Consider the following 24,888-nt stretch of genomic DNA (forward strand, 5'->3'; position numbering starts at 1 on the left):
AAATAAGGACGGGAGACCGGCACAGCTGCGGCCTGACCCGGCCGCCGCCCTCCGCAACGCCGCAGAAAGGACGCAGGCCGGTCTCCGGGCTTGCGAGTGAAATACCGTCGTCATGCGATGAGCAGTCATCGCGGACGTGGCATCTGGATCACGACGCCTTCCCATGGTGCCGTCGGGACCAAGAAATACTTGGCCCGACCAACCACAGTGGCCTATGTCGCGATCGCTACTCGCCTACCGTTGCGGGGGCAGCGCCGGAATTGCGGTGATGTTTTAGACAAGGTCCGGGCCAGATAACGAGCGCGGGGGACGCCGTGAATACATCCCTTTAGGCTTGCGATCGAATCCCTTCGATCGAACACCCCCGCGCACGTCATCTGGCCCAGACCCCAACGTCAACAATCGCTGGACCGGCTTCCCGTTTCAATTCGCACCCAGATGAAAGACTGAGCAAAAAGGTGCGAATCACCTAGCGCCAATAGGGATTTAGACTAAGCTGGAAGACCTGCTGAGGTCAAACCGGCCTGATCGAACGGGCGGGACGGAAGCGCGGGCAGACGTCGGCCAGGTCTGCGAGCGGTGCGACCGATGAGAGCAGCACCCGTTTGCCCTGCGCGGCGGCCCCGCGCCCTTGGCAGGTCATCTGCTCGATTTGCTGCAAGAACCGCTCATGTCGGCGCGCACCGGGTTCAGGCTCGATCTTGGGGGTGTGACGCGCAGATGGCCATGATGCGCGCGGGTCAATGATCCCGGCGCTGCTTTTTCAGCCAGGCTTCGATCAGATCGGGGTCCAGCCCCTTCAGCCGCGCTTCAGGATCAAGCCCCTTGAGCCGCGCTTCAGGATCAAACCGCCTCAGCACCTCATCAGGATCCAGCCCCTCAAGGCGTTCCTCGGGGTCGAGCTGGGGCAGGTATCCCTTGAGCCAGTCGCGGGCTTCGCGTTTCATGTCTTTGTAAGTGTGCGCCATCTTGCCTTCTCCAAGTCGGTGGTGGGCCATGAGATTGTGCAGGTGCGCGCCCACGTCACTGCGCGGGCGATAGGCCTGATAGGCGGCGAGCCAGCGCGCCTCATCGGTGGCAAATAAGCCCCAGGGGGCGTTGCGCGGGTGGGGCTCGAGCTGGTTGATCACCACCAGGCGCAGGTCGCGGGTGCCGACGCGCAGGTGATAGATTCCTGCCTTTGCGGTCTTTTGACAACTCCCAGGCGGCAGTTGTTTGACCAGCTTGCGCGGAAAGCGGGTGGTGATGGCGTAGCAGCGGAAGTCTTCAGCCGGCAGCAGGGGGTAGGCATTGCGCGGTTCCGCGACCGGGGTGTCATCGTTGACGGGCAGGTGGCGCAGGGCGCGGATGGAGGCGAGTTTGCGGTAGGTGACATAGTGGCTGTTGAGTTCTTCGGCTGCCCAAACATCAAAGGGTTCGCCAGCGGCTTTGAAGCTCAACAGGTTGTGCTTGGCCAGGTCTTCAAGCCCGTCGGGGCGCTCCTCGGGCGGGGCGACGGTTTCCTCGGGCGATGGCCCTTGTTCGATGATGAGCACGTCCAGGCGCTGGCTGCGCAGCGCCAGTTCTTCTTCGCTGCTGACGTGATAGGGCAGCCCGATCAGAGCGTCAGTGAGCGCTTTGCCAAGCAGTTCGTGCCAAGGGGTGCGTCTCTCGCGACTCATGGGTGGAGTCTAGCCGATGCGCTGGCGTTTTTGCAGGTGCGGGTTTCTGATCCAGCCGCAATAGTCCCGCATCGCCCATCTGCCCTTGCGGCATTACCGTGATGGTGAAAAACCCATCCCAGGTTCCATCTGGCTGGCCTGCCTGGGCTGGGAAGCCATCCGGCCCCAATCAAAGATGCCGCTGCAGCCAGTATTCAAGCAGCGCCAGCTGCCACAGCTTGCTGCCTTGAATGCGGGTATGGTGCTGGTCGGGCGCGGACAGTAGCTCATCGACCATAGCGCGGCGGTAGAGCCCGCGCTCGCGGCAGGTCTGGGAATTGAGAATGTCGCGCATGAAGTCGAGAAACTCTCCGCGCACATACTTGAGCGCCGGCATGGGGAAATAGCCCTTGGGTCGGTCGATGACGGCATCAGGCAGTCGGCCGCGACTAATCTGCTTGAGCAAATACTTGCCTCCATCGCGCAGCTTGAGATCCGGCGGGCAGCGCGCGGCAAGCTCCACCAGATGATGATCCAGAAATGGCACGCGCGCCTCCAGTCCCCAGGCCATGGTCATGTTATCGACGCGCTTGACTGGATCATCCACGATCAGGGTGGTCACATCCAGGCGCAGCACAGCGTCTATGACCTCATCCGCATTGGGTTCGGCCAGCTTTTGCGCCAGCAGCGCCTCGGTATGATCGGCGCCCGCATAAGCCTCGGTCACCAGGGCCAGATATTCGTCATGGTCGCGGTCGAAGTAATGCTGGCGCAGCCGCTCGACCGGCGAGCCCTTGGTCTCGGCGGCGATGCGCGGATACCAGAAATAGCCTCCAAAGACTTCGTCGGCGCCCTGCCCCGATTGCACCACCTTGATCTCGCGTGAGACTTGCTCGGCCAGCAGATAGAAGGCCACCGCATCCTGGCCGAACATGGGCTCGGCCATGGCGTCAACCGCCTCGGGCAGGCGGCGCAGCACCTCGTCATTGGGCACCAGAAAGCGATGGTGGCGAGTGTCATAGCGCTCGACCACCTGATCGGAAAAGACAAACTCGCTGCCGGCCTCTTCCGGAGTGTCCTCGAAGCCGACAGAAAAGGTCATCAGATCCTTGGCGCCCGCCTCGGCCAGCAGAGCCACCAGCAGGCTGGAATCCAGCCCGCCGGAAAGCAGCACGCCGACTGGCACATCGGCAATCTCCAGGCGTTTACGCACCGCCTGCATCAGCCGCTCATGCACGGCCTCGACCCAGTCGGACTGCGAACGCGCGACCGGCTCGCGCGTGGCATTGAGCCGCCAGTAGGCCTCGCCCTGCTCCTGGCCATTGGCGTCGATGCGCAGCCAGTGCGCCGGTTCGAGCTTGCGCGCTCCCTTTAGCACGGTGCGCGGCGCCGGAACCACCGCGTGCAGCGTAAACAGGTGATGCAGCGCGATGGGATCGATTCCGGTGTCCACCTCGCCACCGGCCAGCAGCGCCTGGGTATTGGAGGCAAAGCGAAACCCGCGCCCGTCGCGCGTCCAGTACAAGGGCTTAATGCCGAAGCGATCCCGCGCCAGGAACAAGACCTGGCGGTTGGTATCCCAGAGCGCGAAGGCGAACATGCCATCGAAACGCGCAACGCAATCCTCGCCCCAAGCGTGCCAGGCTTTCAGGATGACCTCGGTGTCGCCCTCGGAGAAGAACGCATAGCCCAGGCCGCGCAGCTCATCGCGCAGCTCCGGGTAGTTATAAATGGTGCCATTGAACACCAACGCGAGCCCGAGGCGCTGATCGACCATCGGCTGATTGGCGCGCACCGAGAGATCGATGATCGACAACCGGCGATGCCCAAACCCCAAAGCGCCGTCGCTATAGCTGCCGCCATGATCCGGCCCGCGCGGAACCAGCTGCTCCATCATGCGGGCAACTCGACTCAGGTCCGCAGGTTTGCCGTCAAAGTTCAGTTCGCCACAAATTCCGCACACAAAGATTCTCCCGGTCAAAGCGGCTCCATGCTCGCTTCGCCTCTAATGGACTCCCGCCTCATTTCGCTGAAGACCCAGCCCGAAACATTACTGATCGATGCTCACATGGGGATTGCCCCAAGGGCCGCTGACGGTAGACACGTTTACTTCGAGTCATGGCGGTCATGGATTTCGCCCGATCGTCGCAAGACCTCGATGCATTGTCGCGCCGAATTCTAACCCGTCACAGCCCCGCGAGACTCGGGACTGCTGATGCAGCCACCAAATCCAAGGTGCAAAGCCAAGCCCCGAGCGGAAAGGTTCGACGCAGCGGCCAAAGTAGCCTCAAACGTCGCGTAAAAGCATTGACCAAAAGCCTTATGTCTGGCAAGGTCTTGTGGTCATCATTCTCACGCATCCTGAGCCACTGGATATCCCCACCCCGCAACTTCCATCAATTGGAAAGCCCATTGGGCGCTGCAGGACAATCGATCACTGCTTGGGCACCCCGGCCCCATTCGCGGCCATGAAGAACTCACAACTCCCGGCAACTGCGCTTCCGGCCTAGACGATTCCAACCTCGGACCACCATCCCATGCAACCGCACAGCGAGAGTTTCATTCAGTACCTCTCGCGTCTGTTTCGATGGCGCCTGCGCCTGGATATCTCCAGTCAGCGCGCACGTGAGATCTTCGACAGCATTGCCGAGGGCTCCCAGCCTGAAGCGCGTTTCTATGTGATGGTTGTGGTGTCCACGCTCATCGCCGGCTTTGGGCTTGTAACCAACAGCACGGCCGTCGTGATCGGTGCCATGCTGGTCGCACCGCTGATGACGCCCATCTTCGGCATTTCCCTAGCACTGGTGCGCGACGATGCCCGCCTGATTCACCGCGCCATGCTGGCAGAGCTGCTCGGCATGGCATTGGCTGTCGGCATGGGCTTTGTCGTGGGAGCGACCCTGATCTCCGTGGACCCATATCTGTCCATCACTCCGGAGATGCTCTCACGCACCAAACCCAACCTGGCCGATCTGATCGTGGCCGTGCTGGCTGGGCTCGCAGGTGCCTACGCGCTGCTTGACGAAAAGATCAGCCCCGCACTGCCCGGTGTGGCCATTGCAACGGCCATCGTCCCGCCCCTGGCAAACGCCGGCCTCTGCCTCGCCTTTGGCGCCTATAGCGGCGCCATCGGGTCCTTTCTTTTGTTCGTCACCAATGTTGTCTCGATTCTGCTGATTTCTTCCATTCTGTTTTATCGCGCTGGCGTCCACCGCATCGCCGGCGTAACGCGCTCCAACAACATCATCCGCAAGGTGGGGGTGACCGCCATAGGTTTCCTGTTGATCGTCGGTGTGCTGACCCATTCCCTGTTCAGCATTACCCGCAACCGCATCACCGAGCATGAAATCAAGAAGCGCCTCACCGTCGAGCTTGCTGGCTACACCGTTTCAGGCGTCGACAAACTCCTTACCAATATCCGCGACGGAAGGGTGCACGCACTGGCCCAAATTCACGCCCCCGTTAAGGTTGACCCTGACATCGTTCAGCGACTCGAGGACCAGCTGGCGGAGAAGCTACAGATGCCCGTTAGCCTGGTCGTGCGAGAAGTGAACACGAACGACGTCTCCGCCAAAGGCTCCAATGTGGCTGTGGTGAATCAGTCCCTCGACGGTTTCTTCATCGACAAAGCAGTCCGCCCGGAGGTCCGCTCCCTGCAGACCGCCGAGACACTCATTAAAACCTACCTCCAGAACCACACCGATCTGCATTTGGTCACGGCGGACTCTTTCGCGCACCAAGGCAAAACCGTGATCCTGGCCAAGATCGCCGGCTTCCGCAAGCTGGCTCCCGCCGAGATCGACCAACTGCAGACCAAGATCCGCAAGCAAGTCAAGGAGGCAGAACTCGAGCTCATCCTACGCTTTGAGCACATCGCCCTCTACAATAGCAGCGGCGCCATCCTGCCCGGCTGGGAAACGTCGATCACGCCGACCCCAGAAGAGCGCCGCATTATGGATACCCTAGTGTCGGCCTTGCAGTCCTCCTGGAAGCGAAACCCGAATTTTCTCCTCGGCTCATTGCACCAGAGCATTGAACAGCAGCGGTACGTCATTCTGGCCAATATCAGCGGCTCGGGAGTATTTGAGAAGGACGACCTCCTTCGGATGCAGAGCGACTTGAATGAGCTCGCAAACAAACCCGTAAAACTCTATGTTTGGATCAACCAGGGCCCTGTCATGACCGACGCGGGACTCGTCTCCTTCTTGGAGCTTTACCAAGCCAGAAAGCCCAAACGCAATCCCGCCGACATGGCGCTGATCGAACGCACCTTGAACCGTGTCCGCTAGCGCTTCGAAATAGGACTGCTGCGATATTTTTATGCCAATAAGATTTTTCCAGGACATCACAGCTAGATGACCGGACTGGCCTGACATTCCAACCAATGCTCATTGCTCCAACCTCAAGACCGCAAGTAGGCTGCCATGACCAATTATCGACGTTACTTTTTCCATAGCGCGTTAGCTATCTGCGCTTTCCTAGCTGCCATAAACTTGACAGCTGCCGGTGAGCTTTGCAATGACGGCATTGACAATGATGGAGATGGCGCCACTGACTGCCAAGATCAAAGCTGTGCTTCCCTGAGCGGTTGCCGTCCGCGATACAAAGCTACTTTGAACTTGAAAAACAATTGCCAGGGTGAAGATCTATATGTGACTGTAAATGCCAAATCCGATTGGACAAGCGGCGGCAGAACCATATGCAAGAAGGGTACAACCTGTAAAATCCCACCGGGAAGCTATGGCTACGATGCGTCTCACGACGGTTTAGATTTTCACATTGGCGAAAGCCCAGACGAGGCCACAAAGGCTGAAGTCAGTTATGTTCTCAAACCCGCAGGCAACGGCCCACCTGAACTCAGCTACGACATTAGCCTGATCACAATGGGGGGCTCGTGCCCTAATACTTGTAAGGATTCGGCCTGTTGCCAGACCCGTTTCAACCAACCGCTAAGAATTTACCAGACAGGGAAATGCAGCTGTCTATATTGTGATACTCCAGATTGTGCAGCCGCATTTCTCTATCCCACGGACAACTCGAAGCAAGCCAATTGCCCAGCATCACGCAATTTGACAATTGAGTTCTGCCCGACTCAGAGCTGTGCAGGAGAACATGGCGGCATTCGTGCTTGTAATTCCTCAGAGCGCAAAATCTGCGCAGATTGCACTGGGGACATGATTTATTGTTGTCCCGAACAATCTTGGGGTTCATCCCATGAATGCCTTTGCCAAGAAAAATCCCAGTGGTGCGCCGCATTGCCAGATTCCGGGTCCGGGTGCGGCTCTACACTAGCTAACTACTGCTATGTATCGAATCCCCCGCAGACGTTTGGCTCTACCGAAACGGAATTCAAATTTAGTATCAATAACATGATTGATGATACCGCAAGTCAGTGTCCGTTGTACGGTGGCCCGAGCATTACAATTTGGATACCTGGATCAAATAACGCGATAGGCGTGCCATATGGAATAAGCCGCACATACAATGCTGATCTAAGCGACGGAGGCGGACTTGGTATCCAGGTGAACTTTTGGTATTGGGATCGAGTGAGTGGAATTCCCATTCAGTCTGGATCTAGTCAACAGCCACAAAATCCCGACAACTCTGGTGATAACTTTCTGATAAGTCAGGAGTGCGAAATCACCAAGGTTGAACCGGCATTTTATGGAAAAGGCCAACGTACAAGCGTCATCGCAGACGTTTCCACACAGTGGGCAGGCAGCACATGCATGATAACAGTCGCGACCAACGACTACACCAGTTGCGTTACAAAGAACTGTTGCTCTCCCCCTATTCAGGGTTACGCCAACGCCTGCAAAACCTCCGACGCCTACGTGTCCGAGTGTGCCATTCAATAGATAGTAGATCAGCTGCCATGTATCGCGGTTAAAAAAGCGATGAATCAGTAAGATTAAGGTAATTAGTACAACCGAGGATAAATCCATGCATTCTCCACTCAATCGAACCCAGCGTTCTTTGCTCGCAAGCCTTGGCCTCTGCGCATTCTTGTCGATATCAACCGCGGCTACTGGCACGGAAAGCTGCCAAGCGACGCTTATTCAGATCAACGGCAATTTCATCACTTGCCTGCACGACTCTGCCGCCCGCAGCTTGAGGACCGATGCGGCCTACGCTGCTTTGATTCAGGCGTGTGAATTGCAATTCAACAACGCCTATGCGCAAGCCATGCGGCGCTGGAATCAGGCTTGTCCTGGCTATGAGGAATTCCTTGCGGCAGATGCTCAAAGCGACCTATCGAGCGCAACTGCCAGTGGAGAGGGAATCCGAAGTGCTGCAGCCACTGAGGGCGCTGGCCAGGGGCAGTCCGATCAGCTCAAGAATGTTGGCCACCAAGCGGTGAGTTCCTCATCCCTATTGATCTCTGGCACCACGCCGACCCCGCCCAATGACAGCGTCGTCTTCTTCAATAACTGCGCGCTCGAGTTAAAACTGATGTCGAATCAGGGTATGGTTAACGGCGTAGTGCTGAAGAAAAATGGTGGCACCCACAGCGTCGACCTGTCCAGCCTGAACCAGGCTGGCCCGAACACGATTTATGTTGCTCCAATAACCTCATCCGCGCAGTGTTCTACGATCGACTGCTCCAACTGGACAGCGATTCAGGCCGCCGGTCAGCGCGAGGGGTCCATGTGGGAAGCCCCTAACCTCACCTACGCGGCCTATTGTCAGGCCACCAACGCCGCAGTATCCCAATGTATCGACGATAAACAAAACCCCAGCAATAACATAAACACCCCCTGCTGCGGTCCGAACATGAATCTTGATCGAACCTTCGGCACCTTGTTCGAGATCACACCCAATGCTGGCGGCCAGGACTACGTCGACATCAGCACCAACTACGGAAGCGGTCCAAGCAGCCCGCCTGACCTCTGTGGGCCCGGCGTTGACCCGAATAATTGCGTAAGCGCAAACGCGAACATTTTTTTCAATGTTCCGATCGACATCGCCATGGGACAGGAGTGCTCCTGTGGAAGCCTCGGCCTGCGCAAAGAGTTAACCTGTACCGAAGTCTCCTGCACAGATGCCTACCAGTATCCGATGGACACTAAGCAGTGCGCATGCGACGCGACGGTCACCAGAGGATATACAGTGACTTATTGTCCCGAAAAGAATAATGTTAAATATCCTTTGCCAACAATTGGTAACAATTAGATCTTAGAAAGGTCTCTTAGGGTTTCCCCTGATATTGTAGGCCTAGTCTCCCGCGCATTGGATGCTTCGGGAACGCTGGCCTAACAAAAACCTCCGATAACACAGCAGGCATCCGAGACATGTCCAGAATTCCGCGACTCATTCCCAGGTCATCCAGGGAAATGCAAGCTATCAGACCCATTTTTATCCCGCTCTTGGCTTTGATGCTCGGTCAAACGGCGCTTGTTGCGGCATCAACCGATCAATTCTCGTGCGGTACGCCCTCTGATTTTTACGGAAGGTCCATTCCGACCCCAACTGGCAACATCGGCTTCGTCGCCGTGCCCGGTGGCATGTGCGGCGGCAGCGCTGAGTTCACATGGGACTATGCCGGCACGCTGGTCGATGGCGAGAGCAAGTATTCCTTCATGGCTGAAATCATGCAGCTAGAAAGGTTCGAGGAGAACTGCAATGACGGGAATTGTGGCGCTTACAGCGTGGGAATTCATGGGCTCCAGTTTGCGTTTAAGGATGCGGTAAGCACTTATTATCTCAACAGTACCTTTGGCGGAGATAGCTCCTCCACTGCGCTAACAGCACTTCTCAACAGCCTTGATTGGGTCTATTCTTCATCAAGCTTGGAGAAATTCGAGCTGGAGACAAGCCTCATGCTCCCAGAGGATGGAAATAAGCAGTGGAGCATTACAACAACTGGAACGACTCCGATTTCTCCACTGTACATCGGTTTGACCGGGCAGCCAGGTCAATCGCTTGCCATGCGGGGTGAAGGACAGGGCTTCTTGTGGAAGATCGAATCGGACGGGAGGAAAAGCGTTGCCCTGTACGATTATTCCCTGGAGATCGACTTTACGGATGAGCGCGGTATCGTTGCACAAGGTTACGGTGGCGGATATGTCGGCCCAGCTCTAGTGCAGGACGGTGAGCCGCTTCCCGCAGAGAGCGGAATTTCCGAATATGAAATCGCACAGCCACGACTGAAGGTCTCAGCCTGGCGGGTGTCAATGCAGGCCGCTGACCAGACAGTCATGGGCTTTCGGCGCTTATACGAATTCGCCGGCACCGACGGTATGCTTTGGAACGATCTAGGCCCAGTGAAAGAAACCTCCTTGACGCCAGACATGCAGCTGATGGTCAAGGACCAAGCACCATCCGTTTCCCAATCGCTGCAGCCTCAGCAGCTGGCAAGACGTTTCTTGCCGACCGTGAAATCCAAAGTGGCTGCACATAAGTCACTCTATCATGGAAATTGGCTCCCCATCCAATTTACCCAGGGGAAATACGCCGGCACCTCCATTGTGTTCAATGTTTACTGGAACCAGTACATTCAGCGATCACCAGATCAAACTACCGACAGCTTCGCTTGGTCGAGAGCCGGGTTCGGCGGCATCTTCACGGGTATCCTCGCGGATAATGTCACCTCAGCCTACTCATTCACGGAGTTGATGTTGCCCGGTCTTCCAAGGATCTCCGAGCAGGACCCACATGAAGCGGGATGGTTGAATCCATTCGAAGTCCGCTTTCTGGAGTATGTTGACGAAAAATATGATCCCGCATATCCCTGGGTAACAAAGCTCCGCATTACGATTCGAGCACGCTCGCGTCTGCGTCTAGCACTGGCCAGTTACGCGAATCTCAGGTCAGGAAGATGGAATGAGCCGGTGGATTCCGGTGAAAGCGACTTGATTATTACGATCACAAGTCTGTTTCCGGAAATACAAAACACGATGTTCACATCGCAAACAGCACAGTATTACGAAAGCGCTGCAAGCGTTGAGATTGATGGCCTGGACGTCGGTTACGCTTGGATTGAGCATATGGGCCAACCAAACTAATCAACCGGCAAGGCCGTAACCGCCGCCGCCCGGCGTTTCGATACATAGCCGGTCACCGGCTTGCAGCGACAGCGCGACTTTCGCTGAGACTTGTTGGCCATTGCATCGGTAACGGCCCGGCTGGCCGGGACTGCCACCTTGCAGTCCCCAGGGTGCATGGGTGTGACGCTCTCCGATCAGAGTAGCTTCGGTTGCAGCGAGAAACTCATATTCCCGAATCAGACCGTCACCGCCAGGATGCTTGCCGTCACCGCCGGAGCCTGTTCTGACGGCGTAGCGTCTCACCCGCAGTGGGAAGCGTGATTCCAGCACCTCGATCGGCGTATTCAGCGTATTGGTCATGTGGCTGTGGCGACCGCTGGCTCCGCGATGCAAGGCGCCGGCTCCAATACCGCCAGCGATGGTCTCGTAGTAATCCCAGCTTTGCCGCGCCGCGGCAGTAATCGCTCGATCCGGGGCCTGCTCAGCGGCGCGAGGAGAGTTGGGGCTGCCCATCGCGAGATTGTTCATACTGCCCTGGCTGGCCGCGGGGATACGCTTGGGAAGCGCTTGCGAGAGTGCGCCTAGCACCGTATCGACAATGCGCATGCTGGTCTCGACATTGCCGGCCGCCACCGCCGCCGGGCGGCTGGCGTTGACCAAGGAGCCGGCCGGGGCTTGAATGCGCAGCGGGCGGAAGCTGCCGGCGCATGCTGGAGTTTGCGGTGGCATCAGGCAGCGGAACACATAGAAGACAGCCGCGGCGGCCACGGCGAGCGGGCAGTTGATGTTGCCCGCCACCTGCGCGGCGGTGCCGGCAAAGTCGATCTCGACCTCGCTGCCTGAGATACGCAACCGAACGCGAATGGGGATATCGCGCTGGCCTTGGCCGTCGTCGTCCATGTAGTCGGTAAAGCTGTACTCGCCATCTGGTACCTCACTTAGCGTCGCCCGCGCCAGGCGCTCGCCATAGTCATTCAGCGCATCCAGCGACTTTCTGAAACGCGCCATACCCAGGCGTTCGATCAACTCGCCAAGACGTTTGATACCGGCGCGGTTGGCACTGATCTGGGCCAGAAAATCGCCGCCGGCGGCCCCCGAGTCGCGGGTCGCACCGGTGATGCCGGCAAAGCGGACTGCGTCCAGTTCGCCACCGCGCAGAAGCAGTGAAGGCGGTATGACCAGACCTTCCTGATCCAGACGGGTGGAGATGGGCATGGAGCCTGGCGAGGTCGCGCCGATGTCGGCATGATGAGCACGATTGACAACGAACGCGATCAGTTCTGGTTGTTTGGAACCGTCTGCCTCAACAGGCACCTTGGTCGCATCGGACTTGGTCACATGGGACAGGGAGTCAGACTCCGAGTCAGACTCCGAGTCAGACTCCGAGCCAGACTCCGAGCCAGACTCCGAGCCAGACTCCGAGCCAGAGTTCGGGGCGGACTCTACGTCGCAATCGGAAGCAAACACGGGCGCGATCAAGGTCACATCCGGCAGATGGGTGCCGCCGAGGAAGGGGTCGTTCAGGATTAGCATGTCGCCCTCGGCCCACGCGTGCGCGGCGACCAGGTCCGCCATCGCGAAGGCCATGCTGCCCAGATGCACGGGAATATGCGCGGCCTGGGCGCAGAGCGCACCCTGGGCATCGAAGACCGCGCAGGAGAAATCGAGCCGATCGCGGATATTCGGCGACAGCGCCGCCTGGCGCAGCACCGCGCCCATTTCCTCGCACACCGCTGACAGCCGACTGCTGAACAGGCTGAGCGCGATGGGGTCGAGCGCCTGCTCCCTGTGCGGGTCTTTTTCTTGCTGCATTACGGGCACCAGTTCATTCCAGTATCGACATGCTTAATCTGCACTTATACCCACCGCAAATCGTTTTCGGTTTCGGGCGGGGCAAGGGGGCGGGGTTTCCAGCGGCAGGGCGCCGCTGGCAAGCCTAGAAGCCGGCCGTCTTTCTGCAGCCGGCTCAGCTTGGCGTTGGGCATTCAGAATGCCTCTACCCCTTGAGTTCCCCCAGTCAATGCATACCTTTTCAGCTCAGCTTATCAACCCTGCCTGAAAACGACTTTGGAGGTCCATCATGGCACACGAACTCCCTGCCCTGCCCTACGAGAAAAACGCACTGGAACCGGTTATCTCCGCTGAGACCATCGAGTACCACTACGGCAAGCACCACCAGACCTATGTCACCAATCTGAACAATCTGATCGGTGGGACTGAGTTCGAGAGCCTGGCGCTCGAGGACATTATCAAAAAAGCCTCTGGCGGCATCTTCAACAACGCCGCTCAGGTCTGGAATCACACGTTTTACTGGAACTGTCTGAGCCCCAACGGCGGCGGCGCGCCCAGCGGCGCCTTGGCTGACGCCATCAATGCCAAGTTCGGCAGTTTCGATGAGTTCAAGAAGCAGTTTTCTGCCTCGGCCGCCGGCAATTTCGGCTCCGGCTGGACCTGGCTGGTCAAGAACGCGGACGGCAGTGTAGAGATCGTGAACACATCCAACGCCGCCACCCCGATGACCGACGGCAAGAGCGCCCTGCTGACTGTGGACGTCTGGGAGCACGCCTATTACGTCGACTACCGCAACGCGCGGCCAAAGTACCTGGAAGCCATCTGGGACAAGATCAACTGGGACTTCGTCGCCAAGAATTTCGCGGGCTAGAGCTAGCCGGACACGACAATAGCTGCGGCTCCCGGGGCCGGCAGATACGCTCTGCCGGCCCCTGTTTGTTGCCAACTGAACGATCCCGCTGCAACGCCCCATTGCACCGCCAAGGAGAATCCTAATGAAACTTACCCACCACCTGACTGCCGGAGTCTGCGCCGGTCTCATCAGCCTGCCGGGCCTGGCTGCCGATGAACCCATGACGGTCAGCGTCAAGCGGCTGTCTCTCGCCAGCGCTCAGCAGGTCGCCGAGGGAACGATCGCGGCTTGTCGTGAAAAAGGCATTCAGATCGGCGTGACAGTGGTCGACCGCGACGGCGTTGTCCAGACGCAGTTGCGCGACACCATTGCCGCGCCGATAACGATTCCCATCAGTTACAAGAAGGCCTACACGGCGGTGAACTTCAACGCTGCCACCTCCGCGCTTGAGGGCCGCGCCAACACTGCCGTTGGGCGTCAGGACTTTCTCGTCATGTCAGCTGGTGGCCTGACTATCGAGGCCGGCGGCACTCTGCTCGGCGGCGTGGGCGTTAGCGGTGCGCCGAGCGGCGAGACCGATGAAGAATGCGCGCGCGCCGGCATTGAGACAATTCAGGATGACCTGGAAATGTCCATGTGAGCAAGGTGCCCGGTTGGACCACTCCAGCTCAACTGCTCCAGTTGAACTGCTCTAGTTCAGGGACTTAAGGAAGCTGCGGCCCCGGCCAGGCGATCAGATACAGGCGATCCCAGCCCTTGCCGGTGACGTACAATCTCCGCTGTTCGGCATCCCAAGCGATGCCGTTCAGCACAAACTGCTCGCCAGTCTGGCCGCTGCGGCGAACAACTTCTTGCATATCCAGCCACAAGCGTACCGCGCCTGTGCCAGGGTCGATCACCGCAATGCGATCGCTTTTCCACACATTGGCCAAGAGCAGATTACCCACCCATTCAAGCTCGTTGATTTGATCGATCGGGCGCCCGGCGTCTTGAACCGTCACCTCGCGCAGCGTCTGAAAGGTCTTGGGATCGCGAAACCTCAGCGTCGCGCTGCCATCGCTGGTGACCATGCGTTTCCCATTGCAGGCGATGCCCCAGCCCTGTCCCTGGTAACGAAAGGTACCGAGTATGCGAAGACTTTCCGGGTCATAGCGGAAGGCAATGCCGCTTGTCCAGGTCAACTGGACGACTTCCTCGCCGCAAAGGTCCGCACCTTCGGCAAACAAGAACGGCGCCAGCCGATGAACCATAAGCCGCTTACCGGAATTGAGCTCGCTCACCAGCATCCGCGACTGCCCCCGCAACCCTGCACTCTCGTATAACCTGCCCTGGTGTAGAAAAATCCCCTGCGTGAAAATGTCTATACCATGCGGGAGCTCACCCAAAATCTCCGGAACGACCACGGGAACGGGAGCGGGAGCAGGCTGGGGCTCGGCTTGGACGACTGCGGCGAACGCAACGCTGATGGCGAAAAGCAAGAATACGGGCAAAAGCTTCATGATAGGGGACTCCAGAGAAAGCCCTGCCCGATGGTGCAGCCGGCTTCGATCAGGGTATCGCGCTGTTGCGCTGTTTCCACGCCCTCGGCGACGACATCCAGGGCGAAGGTGCGCGCCAGCGTCAGCGTGGCTTGGGCGATGGCAAGGGCGGCGCGGTCATCCGGCAGACCGGCCACAAAGCTGCGGTCGATCTTGAGCTCGTCGATCGGGAAACGGTGAAGTGCTGCCAAAGAGGCATATCCGGTGCCGAAATCGTCAATGGCCACGCGAACGCCAATCCCGCGCAGCGCGGAAAGCACTTCGATGGCGGCTTCCGGGCGGGTGACCATCACGGTTTCGGTGATCTCCAAGGTCAACTGGTCCGGTTTCACACCGGTTTCTTGCAGGGTGTCCTTCACCAGCTCCACCAGCGCCGGAGATTGGACGTGACGGGCACAAATGTTGACGCTGATGTGCTTGAGCTTCGCACCGCCATGAGTCTGGCCACTTGCCAGGGCCGAACAGGCGGCACGCAATACCCAGGCGTCGAAGCGGGCGAAATTTGCCGCGCTTTCTGCGAGATGAATAAAGCGACCCGCGGCAAGAACGCCTTGCTCGGGATGGCGCCAACGCACCAGCGCCTCGTGGCCAACAACCTCTTCGGAGCGCAGATCCACCTGCGACTGAAACACCAGGTGGAGTTGATCGGCGCTCAGCGCCTCGCGGAAAGACAACTCCAGGCTGCGCAAATGGCCATCGGCCACATAGGCATCGGTATCAATGAAAGCGATCTGCCGACCACCGTCGCCCTTCGCCTGATACATGGCCGCATCAGCCAGGCTGATCAGGGTTTCAACCGCCTCCGCATCGTCGGGAAACACAGCAACGCCAATGCTGGCATTGGTAAATAAAGTCGTACCGGAGACGCGAAACGGCTGCTGAAACCTTAGCTGTATGCGCTCGGAAAGTTCATTGATCCTGCTCCTCACGTCCACCGGATGGATGACGATCACGAACTCGTCTCCACCAAAGCGCGCGACCGTATCGGTCTCGCGCATCAGATCCGACAGCTCTTCGCCGATGACCCGCAGCAGCGCGTCTCCGACGGAATGACCACGGGTGTCATTGATCGCCTTGAAGTCATCAAGATCAATGAACAACACAGCCGCCTTGCCGCCTGCGCGGCGCGCGATCCGCAGCACTTGGTTGGCACGATCGTGGAACAAGCGGCGATTGGGCAAACCCGTCACCGCGTCGAAATTCGTCAGGCGCGCGACCCGCTCCAGCATCCGATTGAAGGATTGCGCCAGGATTCCAAACTCATCCTTGCGGGTCTCCGGCAAAGGGGTGTCCGGCTCGGCTTGCAGACCAACCTGTTCCACGCTTGAGGTCAGACGTCGCAGCGGCCCTAGCACCAGAACCTGCTGGCTGAACAGAAACACCAGGATCAGAATCAGACCCGCCACCCCGGTGATCCCGAGCCCCGTCGCCTGAGCTGTGCGCCCAATCGCCGCAACCGTGCGGTCGATTGAGGTGGATAGCACCACCAGCGGTTGACCAAACACATCCTTCAAGGTGATGCACGCGCGCAGACTGTCAGCGCCGGCTTCCTGGATTCGAATCTCAGCGCCACAGGGGCCGGACTCGTCTGTCGTGGCATGGGTATCGGAAGCCTGCACGGGGCTCGCCTGGACGATAAGGTCCAGGGTGTCGCCAACATCCGCCAAAATCGCGTCGTTCAGCAACCGCCCCATCATCAGGACCCCTCTGGGTGGTCCCGTTTCCGCGCTGGTCAGAATCGGATGTGCGGCGATCATCATCGGGCCGGCCGAAGTGCCCACCAGGCCACGCAGCCCGTTTTCTGATGAGAGTGCCAGTTCCTTCAAGCGCGCCAGGAGCTCAGACCCCTCGGCGAAGTCTGCCAGCTCAAAAAACTCCTCTTCTTCAAGGTTATAGGTCTTACCCCAAATCACCTGCCCTGCGATATCCTCGATCAGCAGAAGATTGAGCGAAGCACCGGCTAAGGTTTCTTCGATGAGGTTGGCGGAAGCAAAGTCATCCTGCTGCCCCACCACATAGCGATAAGTATCGTCCCAGTAGGACCAGTCCTTCACCAACACGTTAAGCGCAGCGAAGTCACGCCTCACTGTGTTGCGAATAATCTCGACGGTACTGCGAGCCATCTGGCGTTCAAGCGTCTGGAAGCTCGGGCCAATCACCTCCACAAGAACCAGGGCGGCTACTGCGACCAAGGCCCCCAGCAAAAGGACGGTGACCGCCAGCATCTTCGTCCTGATCGACACACCCGCTTTCATTCCCGCGTCTTGCTCCTGCATTCTGGTTTCGGTTGCCACCTTATCTATGAGGTGTGGCGGGAACAACCGCCCAGCGAACTGCGCGATCGCATCTGTGACGCGGCTCAAGATGCCGCATCAAGCATTCCCTCGCGCTCGATAAATTCTACCACTGCGGCCACACCCTCCCCTTCGCGCAAGTTAGTCAGCACAAAGGGCCGATCCCCGCGCATGCGCCGACTGTCCTGCTGCATGACATCCAGGGAGGCGCCGACGTAGGGGGCAAGATCGGTCTTGTTGATCACCAGCAGATCAGAGCGGGTGATGCCGGGGCCGCCCTTGCGCGGAATTTTCTCCCCCTCGGCCACATCGATGACATAAATAGAGAGATCAGCCAGCTCGGGGCTGAAGGTCGCGGACAGATTATCACCGCCGCTTTCGACAAAGATCAGGTTCAGTTGCGGGAAGCGTTCTTGCAGATCAGCCACTGCGGCCAGGTTCATCGAGGCGTCTTCACGAATTGCGGTGTGCGGGCAGCCGCCGGTCTCCACGCCGATGATACGCTCGGCGGCCAGCGCCTGGGAGCGAATCAGGAACTGGGCATCTTCCTGGGTGTAGATGTCGTTGGTGACCACCGCCAGCTCGTGGCGCTCGCGCATGCTTTTGCACAGCGCATCGATCAGCGCCGTTTTGCCGGAGCCGACCGGGCCACCGATGCCAACTCTGAGAGGGGAGGACGTGCTCATCGCGTGATGTCTCAAGGTCGTTTGGAAATAGCGTTATGCATGGTGAGGAATGAACCAATCAGGAGCGAAACAGCCGACTGTATTGGGTCTCGTGCAGGCTGCTGGCCAGGGCCAGCGCGGGCAGCGAGGCGCCGATATCGCGCTCCGGCACCGTCAGACCTTGATCCACAGCCGCTGGCAGCGCCTCGGCCAGCCGCAACAGCAGGCGTTGGCCGTCGCTCTGGCCCAAGGGGACAAGCTTGACGCCGGCGAGCACCAGATTCTCGAGCCAGCTCCAGGCATAGCCCAATCCTGCGGCTCGGGCGCTCAGGCCCCAATGAACACTGGCCAGCGCGAAACCGGCTAGCGCGCTCGGGGCCAGACTAGTCTGCCATTGCGCTGCTTGCTCGATCTCGAGCGCGATCAGCACTTGCGCCATCGCGCGACCGCGCTGGCGCTCCTCGGCGCGCAGTTCGGCGGTCTCGCGCCAGGCGAGCACGGTAGCGACCAAGTTATCCACACGCGCGCGATCTTGCGCCGCGCAGGCTGCTTGCAAGCGCGCGAGAAGCGGAATTTCCAGATAGACCAGGGATTCCTCGATCTGGTCCAGCAGCCAGGCGCTCAGGTCATCGGCAGTGCGAATCCAACCGGCCTCGACCGCCCATTCGATACCTTGGGAATAGGCAAAGGCGCCCACCGGCAGGCTGGGGCTGACCAATTGAAGCAGCCGCAGCAGCGGCAAGGGGGCATCAACCGGCGGGGGCATGCGGGTGGTTGTGAGCGTGGGCGCCGTGTTGGTCGTGCGCGTCAGCGGTTTGATGACCCTGCCCATGCGCGGCCTGATGGCCGTGACCAGCGGTGTGATAGGCGCCCGCTTCCGGCTCGAACGGGGCCTCCTCAACCAGGACGCTCAGACCCAGGGCGCGGATCATGTCATCAAGCACATGATCATGGCGGTAGCGCAGCCAGCCTGCGGTGATTTCGAGCGCGACATGGCGGTTGCCGAGATGATAGGCCGCGCGCAGTAGCCCTAGCGGATCGGGATCAGACTCGGGCGCGCGCACCGTCGAGACGGTCTCTGGGGCGGCGCCGACGCGCACGATGAGCGCACCATCCTCGCTAGCGAGCAGGTCGCCGTCGCGAAGCACCAGCCCGCGCTCGAGAAACAGCCCAACAGCGCGGCCATCATCAAGCTCGGCACGCAGCCGCGCCCGGGTGCGGGAGTCGAATGGGAGCGTGAGATGGGCCGCCGGTTCAACATCAGCCGCGGCAATGGGGTCGGCCCGCTGCGTTAGACGAATCAGACGAGTCAGTCGAATCAGGGGATCACCAGCACCCGCCATCAGAACATGAAATACCGCTGCGCCATCGGCAGCACCTTGGCCGGCTCGCACACCAGCAGTTCGCCATCGGCGCGCACCTGGTAGGTTTGCGGATCGACCTCGATCTTGGGCAGATAGTCGTTCAGGCGCATGTCCGCCTTGGTCACCGTGCGGCAGCCCTTGACCGTGCCGATCAGGGACTCGAGCCCGAGTTGGCGATGCACGCCGGCGTCATGAGCCGCCTGCGACAGGAAGGTCATGCTGGTGGCCCCGCGCGCGCCGCCGAGGGCACCGAACATCGGCCGGTAATGGACTGGCTGAGGTGTGGGAATCGAGGCGTTGGGATCACCCATGGCGGCCGAGGCGATCATGCCGCCCTTGATGATCAAGCTCGGCTTGGTGCCGAAGAAAGCCGGCTTCCACAACACCAGATCGGCCAGCTTGCCGACCTCGATCGAGCCAACCTCGTGCGCGATGCCGTGGGATATGGCCGGGTTGATGGTGTACTTAGCGACATAGCGCTTCACCCGGGCATTGTCGTGCTCGGCCGGGTCGCCGGCCAGGCTGCCGCGCTGGACCTTCATCTTGTGCGCCGTCTGCCAGGTGCGGCAGATCACCTCGCCGACGCGGCCCATGGCTTGGGAGTCCGAGGCGATCATCGAGAAGGCGCCCAAGTCGTGCAGAATATCCTCGGCGGCGATGGTCTCGCGGCGAATGCGGGATTCGGCAAAGGCCAAATCCTCTGGAATAGCCGACGACAGGTGATGGCAGACCATCAGCATGTCGAGATGCTCGTCGACGGTGTTCTCGGTATAGGGCCGGGTCGGGTTGGTCGAGGACGGCAGCACATTGGGCGCGCCGCAGGCCTTGATGATGTCCGGCGCATGGCCGCCGCCGGCGCCCTCGGTATGGTAGGTATGAATAGTCCGCTCGCCGATGGCCTTGAGCGAGTCTTCGACAAAGCCGGATTCGTTCAGGGTGTCGGTATGGATGGCGACTTGCACGTCGCAGTTCTCGGCCACCGTCAGGCAGTTGTCGATGGCCGCCGGCGTGGTGCCCCAGTCCTCGTGCAATTTCAGCCCGATGGCCCCGGCCGCGATCTGCTCGGTCAGCGGCGCCGGGCGCGAGGCATTGCCCTTGCCGAGATAGCCCAGGTTCATCGGCAGTTCATCGCTCGCCTGCAGCATGCGGTGGATGTACCAGGGCCCTGGCGTGCAGGTGGTCGCATTGGTGCCGGTCGCCGGACCAGTGCCGCCACCGAGCATGGTGGTGATGCCGGAGGTCAGTGCTTCTTCGACCTGTTGTGGGCAGATGAAATGAATATGGGCGTCGATGCCGCCAGCGGTCAGGATCTGCCCTTCCCCGGCGATGGCCTCGGTGCCGGGGCCGATGATGATATCCACGCCGGGCTGCACATCCGGGTTGCCGGCCTTTCCGATGCCAACAATGCGCCCGTTCTTCACGCCGACATCGGCCTTGACGATGCCCCACCAGTCGAGAATCAGCGCATTGGTGATGACCAGATCCACCACTTCGGCGGCCGGGCGCTGACTTTGCCCCATGCCGTCGCGGATCACCTTGCCGCCGCCGAACTTCACCTCATCGCCGTATTGGGTGTGATCCCGCTCGACTTGAATGATCAGCTCGGTATCCGCCAGCCGCACTCTGTCCCCGGTGGTCGGGCCGAACATCTCCGCATAGGCCTGGCGCGTGATTTTCGCCATCAGTCGAGCCCTCCCATCACCTTGCCATTGAAGCCATACACCTGCCGACTCCCGGCATAGGCTACCAGCTCCACCGTGCGCGTCTGCCCGGGCTCGAAGCGCACCGCGGTGCCCGCCGGAATGTTCAGCCGAAAGCCGCGCGTGGACTCGCGCTCGAACTCCAGCGCCGCGTTGGTCTCGTAGAAATGGTAATGGGAGCCGACTTGGATTGGTCGGTCACCGGTGTTCGCCACCCCGACTGTGAGCGTCGTGCGGTTGGGGTTGAGCTCGATCTCGCCCGCGGCGGGCAGCAGTTCTCCGGGGATCATCGGCGTCGTCTCCAGGCTGGACTCTGAACAAGCTGGGTCCAGAAACGGTTACAGGATGGGAAACGGTTACAGGATGGGCTCATGCACGGTCACCAGTTTGGTGCCGTCCGGGAAGGTGGCCTCGATCTGCACCTCGCGCAGCATATCCGGCACGCCGTCCATGACCTGATCGCGCGTCAGCACCTTGCGCCCTTCGTCCATCAGCTCGGCGACGCTGCGGCCATCGCGCGCGCCCTCCAGAATGGCTGCGCTGATCAAAGCCATGGCCTCGGGGTAATTGAGCTTGACGCCGCGTGCCAGCCGGCGCTCGGCCACAAAGGCTGCGGTCATCAGCAGCAGCTTATCTTTCTCTCGGGGTGTCAGTTCCACGCCTGCATCCTCGTCCGCGTCACCAGAATTGAGTGTCTTAAACTTTGGTCAGTGTTGCATTCGCAGGCGGATCGCGAAAAGGGCTCACCGTCGGCAATGCCGCATTCCAACCGAAGCTTACCAGTTGACCCTTCAGGTTGCCCAAATGCGCGGAGCGACTGCCACCCGACCCATGACGGGCTCGCGCAGACAGCGCCAGGCCAGCTCAAGGCGCTGGCGCACCCGCTCGGTTGATGGGCCAAGCACCCGCAAGACCAACAATTGTTCCTCGGCCAGCAGGGTCACCGCCTCCAATAGATCGCCCGGCTGTTCTAGATCGCCCGGCAGGTCGCCCGGCTGTTCCCAATGCGGGGCGTGCGGTGTCGCGCCAGACATCCCGCCAGCCGCGGCTGGATTGTTACCCTGCTGCAAAGCGGCGCGCAACGCATCGCGCAGCGCCGCATCGGCTGGCGTCGCCAGCAGAGTCGCCAGCACCGGCGCACCGCGCAGATGCCCGGGTCGCGCGATCCGATCCGGCGTGAGCCGCAACCGCTCGCACAGCAGCGGGCGACCGGCGCGCAGCACTTCCAGTCCAACATCCGCTCGCCCCTGCACGAAGGGCGCATCCCCTGCCTGGCGCCCGAGGCACAGGAGCTCCCAACCGAGGAAGCGCGCCCCGTCGGCCAGCTCGACGCGATTGCGCACCGCGATCTCGCAGCCGGAGAAAAAAATTGTCTCATGCGGCAGCCACTCCAGCCGCCCCTGCTCCGCCACCCGGAATTGCTGGCAAATTTCAGACCGAGCACCCGCGGAACGATAGCACTTGGTCGCCCCCGGCGCACTCAGCAGCGCCGAGGCGCCCTCCTCCACCTGCACATCCAGCATCAGCCCGTCGCCACCCACAACCCCACCCGGCGGATGCAGCAAATAGGCATGGCAGACGTCGCCCTCCGGATGAAAGCTCCGCTGCACCTTCAGAGGGCCAAGGCTACGCCGATGCGTCAATTCGGTGCGTTGCGCGCGCGCCGAAAAGCCCAGCTCCAAGTGGGCCTGCCAGCCGGCGACCTGTTCGTTGGGATGTGAAGGCCCAGCGGGATGCAAAGGCTCTGCGATCATAACCACATCAAGTCTGCTATCAATATCCAAGCGAGCCGCACTGCCGCAGCCCTAGGGGGGCGATAAACTTGGTGGCTTGGTTCAATCAATGTTTCAATCAAACGGGTTCGGTTAGCAAAATGACCGCAGGCCATCGCGATATTCTCCGAGATCATCGAAAAACGGCCTTACATTCATGGACTTGACACATAGGAGGCGATATGCAGCTCAAGGTTCTTGCCTTTGTTCTCGCTGGCGGCGAGGGAACGCGACTCTATCCACTGACCCGTGACCGTGCCAAACCGGCCGTCCCCTTTGGTGGAAAGTACCGAATTGTCGACTTCGTGCTCAGCAATCTGGTCAATTCCGGGATTTACTCCATTTTCGTGCTGACCCAGTTTCGCAGCCAGTCCCTGCTGCAGCACCTGGCCGATGGTTGGCAGTTCGGTGGCATTCTCAAAAATGAGTTCTTGATACCCGTGCCGGCCCAAATGCGCGCCGAGGGCAAGGAGTGGTACCGAGGCACCGCTGATGCCATGCACCAAAACCTCAACCTCATCGAGCAATCCGCCCCGGATATCGTCGTTGTCTTTGGTGCGGATCATATCTACCGGATGAACATTCGGGAAATGATCGAGTATCACCAGCGCAAGCAGGCCGATGTCACCATCGCGGCCTTGCCCACGGACAAGAAATTCGCCAAGGACTTCGGCGTCATCGAGGCTGATGAGAGCGGGCGCATCATCGGATTCCACGAGAAGAACGCCGATGCCCCGACCATTCCCGGCGATCCGAACCGCGTCTATGCCTCCATGGGCAACTATGTCTTCAGCACGGATAGGCTCTTGAAGATGATCCAGGAGGACCACGATGATCCCGCGAGCACCCTTGATTTCGGGAAAGATATCCTACCCAAGGCCATCGGTCAGGCCGAGATGTTTGCCTACAATTTCAACAGGAACAAAATCCCCGGCGAGGAACCCGACAAGATTCCTTACTGGCGTGATGTCGGCACCCTCGATGCCTTTTATGACGCCAATATGGATATCCGCGCCATTTCACCCGAGCTCAATCTGTTCAACCGCGAATGGCCACTGCGGACCGCGAGCTATCCCGACCCACCGGCGAAGTTTGTGTTTGACGACGAAAATCGTCGCGGACAGGCGATTGATTCGGTCGTCTCCGGGGGCTGCATCATCTCTGGCGGTCTCGTCAGGGACTCCGTTCTCGGTCGGCACGTTTTTGTCCATGCGGGCTGCCAGATCGAGGGCTCCGTCATCTTCGACAACTGCGATATTGGACGCCACTCCAAGCTGCGCCGCTGTATTCTGCAAAAAAACGTGCGTATTCCAGATGGCTCCGTCATTGGCTACGATCACGAGGAAGACAGGAAGCACTACCATGTGAGCGACAGCGGTATTGTCGTGGTCGAGGGGAGCCGCACCCCGATTCCAATTTCAACCATAACAGTCTGAGCGAAGCTCGCCTGGGTGGCGCAGAACCCGCGTTTTCTCGCGCGGGGCTTAGCCGATGCGAGCTGGGCCGATGCGAGCTGGCCTTATCGTAACGGTCAGGCCTAAACGGTCAGGAACTCATGCACCAGTTCGTCCTTGAGCTGGTCGATGCCCCCGCTGGCGACGGCGCGGCCGCGGTCGAGGATGCAGAAGCGGTCGGCGACGCGGCGGGCGAAGGGGAGTTTTTGCTCGACCAGCAGGACGGTGAGGCCGATGTCGCGGTTGAGGCGGCGAATGATGTCGCCGATCTCGTGCACGATGTTGGGCTGGATGCCTTCGGTGGGTTCGTCGAGGATAAGCAGCTTGGGGTCGATGACCAGGGCACGGCCGATGGCGAGCTGCTGTTGTTGGCCGCCGGAGAGATCGCCGCCGCGGCGGGCGCGCATGTCTTTGAGCACAGGGAAGAGCTCGTAGATGAAGGGCGGGATGTCTCGCGCTCGGTCGCTGCGCACAGGCAGCCCGATGCGCAGGTTATCCTCAACCGTCAGCAGCGGGAAAATCTGCCGCCCCTGGGGCACATAGCCGATGCCTAGGCGCGCACGCCGCTCGACCGACTCGCGCAACAGGTCTTGTCCGGCGAGCTGAATCTGCCCGCTGCGCACGGGCAAGAGCCCCATGGTGCAGCCGAGCAGCGTGGTTTTGCCAACACCGTTGCGCCCCATCAGGCAGGTGCACTGCCCTTCCGGGACGTCCAGATCCAGATCCCAGAGGGTGTGGCTCTCGCCATAGAATTGGTTGAGTCCGGCGACGCGCAGCAGCGGTGTTTTCACCCCATCTGGCGCAGCGGCTGCACTCTCGGCCGCCTGGGC

General features: G+C 60.0%; 20 protein-coding genes and 1 riboswitch. Of the genes, 6 read left to right on the forward strand and 14 right to left on the reverse strand.

What is annotated here, in order from left to right; all coding sequences use genetic code 11:
- Nucleotides 1–73: 73 nt before the first annotated feature.
- Nucleotides 74–472, reverse strand: a riboswitch (cobalamin riboswitch).
- A 42-nt stretch (nucleotides 473–514) separates the two neighbouring features.
- The 3 genes from Thiosp_RS13150 to Thiosp_RS13160 form a co-directional block, all read right to left on the reverse strand.
- Nucleotides 515–661: a hypothetical protein gene (locus Thiosp_RS13150; RefSeq protein WP_201067979.1), complete on the reverse strand. Its 147-nt coding sequence runs from the start codon at nucleotides 659–661 to the stop codon at nucleotides 515–517.
- Between the two features lie 79 nt (nucleotides 662–740).
- Complete coding sequence (locus Thiosp_RS13155; protein ID WP_201067980.1) at nucleotides 741–1,661, reverse strand: hypothetical protein; 921 nt, start codon at nucleotides 1,659–1,661, stop codon at nucleotides 741–743.
- A 169-nt stretch (nucleotides 1,662–1,830) separates the two neighbouring features.
- Entirely contained in the window at nucleotides 1,831–3,603 is a 1,773-nt protein-coding gene (locus tag Thiosp_RS13160) for an N-acetylglutaminylglutamine amidotransferase (protein ID WP_201067981.1), read from the reverse strand.
- A 574-nt stretch (nucleotides 3,604–4,177) separates the two neighbouring features.
- Here Thiosp_RS13160 and Thiosp_RS13165 point away from each other — a divergent pair.
- The 3 genes from Thiosp_RS13165 (at nucleotide 4,178) to Thiosp_RS13175 (ending at nucleotide 10,645) form a co-directional block, all read left to right on the forward strand.
- Nucleotides 4,178–5,929 carry a DUF389 domain-containing protein gene (locus tag Thiosp_RS13165; protein ID WP_201067982.1) on the forward strand — a complete coding sequence of 584 codons (1,752 nt, stop codon included), beginning with the start codon at nucleotides 4,178–4,180 and terminating at the stop codon, nucleotides 5,927–5,929.
- Nucleotides 5,930–7,583: 1,654 nt separating this feature from the next.
- Entirely contained in the window at nucleotides 7,584–8,813 is a 1,230-nt protein-coding gene (locus Thiosp_RS13170; RefSeq protein WP_201067983.1) for a glycoside hydrolase 64/thaumatin family protein, read from the forward strand.
- 119 nt (nucleotides 8,814–8,932) lie between these two features.
- On the forward strand, nucleotides 8,933–10,645 hold the full coding sequence (locus tag Thiosp_RS13175; RefSeq protein ID WP_201067984.1) for a hypothetical protein: 1,713 nt from the start codon (nucleotides 8,933–8,935) through the stop codon (nucleotides 10,643–10,645).
- Here the strand turns inward: Thiosp_RS13175 and Thiosp_RS13180 are convergent, their stop codons facing one another.
- Nucleotides 10,646–12,439, reverse strand: coding sequence for a hydantoinase B/oxoprolinase family protein (locus Thiosp_RS13180; RefSeq protein WP_242518731.1), 1,794 nt, complete (start codon nucleotides 12,437–12,439; stop codon nucleotides 10,646–10,648).
- 268 nt (nucleotides 12,440–12,707) lie between these two features.
- On the opposite strand from Thiosp_RS13180, the gene Thiosp_RS13185 reads away from it, so the two are divergent.
- Entirely contained in the window at nucleotides 12,708–13,289 is a 582-nt protein-coding gene (locus Thiosp_RS13185; RefSeq protein WP_201067985.1) for a superoxide dismutase, read from the forward strand.
- 124 nt (nucleotides 13,290–13,413) lie between these two features.
- Entirely contained in the window at nucleotides 13,414–13,911 is a 498-nt protein-coding gene (locus Thiosp_RS13190; RefSeq protein WP_201067986.1) for a GlcG/HbpS family heme-binding protein, read from the forward strand.
- Between the two features lie 64 nt (nucleotides 13,912–13,975).
- On the opposite strand, the gene Thiosp_RS13195 is transcribed toward Thiosp_RS13190, so the two are convergent.
- From Thiosp_RS13195 to Thiosp_RS13235, 9 genes are all read right to left on the reverse strand, one after another.
- On the reverse strand, nucleotides 13,976–14,770 hold the full coding sequence (locus tag Thiosp_RS13195) for a glutaminyl-peptide cyclotransferase (RefSeq protein WP_201067987.1): 795 nt from the start codon (nucleotides 14,768–14,770) through the stop codon (nucleotides 13,976–13,978).
- Nucleotides 14,767–17,034, reverse strand: a complete 2,268-nt coding sequence (locus tag Thiosp_RS13200) for a putative bifunctional diguanylate cyclase/phosphodiesterase (RefSeq protein WP_323696464.1) — start codon at nucleotides 17,032–17,034, stop codon at nucleotides 14,767–14,769. Before Thiosp_RS13200 ends, Thiosp_RS13195 begins: the two co-directional genes overlap by 4 nt.
- 134 nt (nucleotides 17,035–17,168) lie before the next feature.
- A complete protein-coding gene (gene ureG / locus Thiosp_RS13205; RefSeq protein ID WP_201067989.1) occupies nucleotides 17,169–17,789 on the reverse strand; it encodes an urease accessory protein UreG in 621 nt (206 codons plus the stop codon).
- Nucleotides 17,790–17,847: 58 nt separating this feature from the next.
- Complete coding sequence (locus tag Thiosp_RS13210; protein WP_242518732.1) at nucleotides 17,848–18,600, reverse strand: urease accessory protein UreF; 753 nt, start codon at nucleotides 18,598–18,600, stop codon at nucleotides 17,848–17,850.
- Complete coding sequence (gene ureE, locus Thiosp_RS13215) at nucleotides 18,518–19,072, reverse strand: urease accessory protein UreE (RefSeq protein WP_201068085.1); 555 nt, start codon at nucleotides 19,070–19,072, stop codon at nucleotides 18,518–18,520. Before ureE ends, Thiosp_RS13210 begins: the two co-directional genes overlap by 83 nt.
- A gap of 38 nt (nucleotides 19,073–19,110) precedes the next feature.
- On the reverse strand, nucleotides 19,111–20,814 hold the full coding sequence (gene ureC, locus Thiosp_RS13220) for an urease subunit alpha (RefSeq protein WP_201067990.1): 1,704 nt from the start codon (nucleotides 20,812–20,814) through the stop codon (nucleotides 19,111–19,113).
- Nucleotides 20,814–21,122, reverse strand: a complete 309-nt coding sequence (locus tag Thiosp_RS13225; protein ID WP_201067991.1) for an urease subunit beta — start codon at nucleotides 21,120–21,122, stop codon at nucleotides 20,814–20,816. The genes ureC and Thiosp_RS13225 overlap by 1 nt, the downstream gene beginning before the upstream one ends.
- A 66-nt stretch (nucleotides 21,123–21,188) precedes the next feature.
- Nucleotides 21,189–21,491, reverse strand: coding sequence for an urease subunit gamma (locus Thiosp_RS13230; protein ID WP_201067992.1), 303 nt, complete (start codon nucleotides 21,489–21,491; stop codon nucleotides 21,189–21,191).
- Between the two features lie 132 nt (nucleotides 21,492–21,623).
- On the reverse strand, nucleotides 21,624–22,586 hold the full coding sequence (locus tag Thiosp_RS13235; protein WP_201067993.1) for an urease accessory protein UreD: 963 nt from the start codon (nucleotides 22,584–22,586) through the stop codon (nucleotides 21,624–21,626).
- A gap of 200 nt (nucleotides 22,587–22,786) precedes the next feature.
- On the opposite strand from Thiosp_RS13235, the gene glgC reads away from it, so the two are divergent.
- A complete protein-coding gene (gene glgC, locus Thiosp_RS13240; protein WP_201067994.1) occupies nucleotides 22,787–24,040 on the forward strand; it encodes a glucose-1-phosphate adenylyltransferase in 1,254 nt (417 codons plus the stop codon).
- A 101-nt stretch (nucleotides 24,041–24,141) separates the two neighbouring features.
- Here the strand turns inward: glgC and urtE are convergent, their stop codons facing one another.
- Nucleotides 24,142–24,837, reverse strand: a complete 696-nt coding sequence (gene urtE / locus Thiosp_RS13245; RefSeq protein ID WP_201068086.1) for an urea ABC transporter ATP-binding subunit UrtE — start codon at nucleotides 24,835–24,837, stop codon at nucleotides 24,142–24,144.
- Nucleotides 24,838–24,888: the final 51 nt, after the last annotated feature.

Source organism: Thiorhodovibrio litoralis, assembly GCF_033954455.1.
Lineage (GTDB): Bacteria > Pseudomonadota > Gammaproteobacteria > Chromatiales > Chromatiaceae > Thiorhodovibrio > Thiorhodovibrio litoralis.

Excerpts from the sequence above, each read along its gene's own strand:
- Thiosp_RS13155 (WP_201067980.1), bottom strand. The coding sequence starts at position 1,661 with ATGAGTCGCGAGAGACGCACCCCTTGGCACGAACTGCTTGGCAAAGCG.
- Thiosp_RS13165 (WP_201067982.1), top strand. The coding sequence starts at position 4,178 with ATGCAACCGCACAGCGAGAGTTTCATTCAGTACCTCTCGCGTCTGTTT.
- Thiosp_RS13170 (WP_201067983.1), top strand. The coding sequence starts at position 7,584 with ATGCATTCTCCACTCAATCGAACCCAGCGTTCTTTGCTCGCAAGCCTT.
- Thiosp_RS13175 (WP_201067984.1), top strand. The coding sequence starts at position 8,933 with ATGTCCAGAATTCCGCGACTCATTCCCAGGTCATCCAGGGAAATGCAA.
- Thiosp_RS13180 (WP_242518731.1), bottom strand. The coding sequence starts at position 12,439 with ATGCAGCAAGAAAAAGACCCGCACAGGGAGCAGGCGCTCGACCCCATC.
- Thiosp_RS13185 (WP_201067985.1), top strand. The coding sequence starts at position 12,708 with ATGGCACACGAACTCCCTGCCCTGCCCTACGAGAAAAACGCACTGGAA.
- Thiosp_RS13190 (WP_201067986.1), top strand. The coding sequence starts at position 13,414 with ATGAAACTTACCCACCACCTGACTGCCGGAGTCTGCGCCGGTCTCATC.
- Thiosp_RS13195 (WP_201067987.1), bottom strand. The coding sequence starts at position 14,770 with ATGAAGCTTTTGCCCGTATTCTTGCTTTTCGCCATCAGCGTTGCGTTC.
- Thiosp_RS13200 (WP_323696464.1), bottom strand. The coding sequence starts at position 17,034 with ATGCTGGCGGTCACCGTCCTTTTGCTGGGGGCCTTGGTCGCAGTAGCC.
- ureG (WP_201067989.1), bottom strand. The coding sequence starts at position 17,789 with ATGAGCACGTCCTCCCCTCTCAGAGTTGGCATCGGTGGCCCGGTCGGC.
- Thiosp_RS13210 (WP_242518732.1), bottom strand. The coding sequence starts at position 18,600 with ATGGGCAGGGTCATCAAACCGCTGACGCGCACGACCAACACGGCGCCC.
- ureC (WP_201067990.1), bottom strand. The coding sequence starts at position 20,814 with ATGGCGAAAATCACGCGCCAGGCCTATGCGGAGATGTTCGGCCCGACC.
- Thiosp_RS13225 (WP_201067991.1), bottom strand. The coding sequence starts at position 21,122 with ATGATCCCCGGAGAACTGCTGCCCGCCGCGGGCGAGATCGAGCTCAAC.
- Thiosp_RS13235 (WP_201067993.1), bottom strand. The coding sequence starts at position 22,586 with ATGATCGCAGAGCCTTTGCATCCCGCTGGGCCTTCACATCCCAACGAA.
- glgC (WP_201067994.1), top strand. The coding sequence starts at position 22,787 with ATGCAGCTCAAGGTTCTTGCCTTTGTTCTCGCTGGCGGCGAGGGAACG.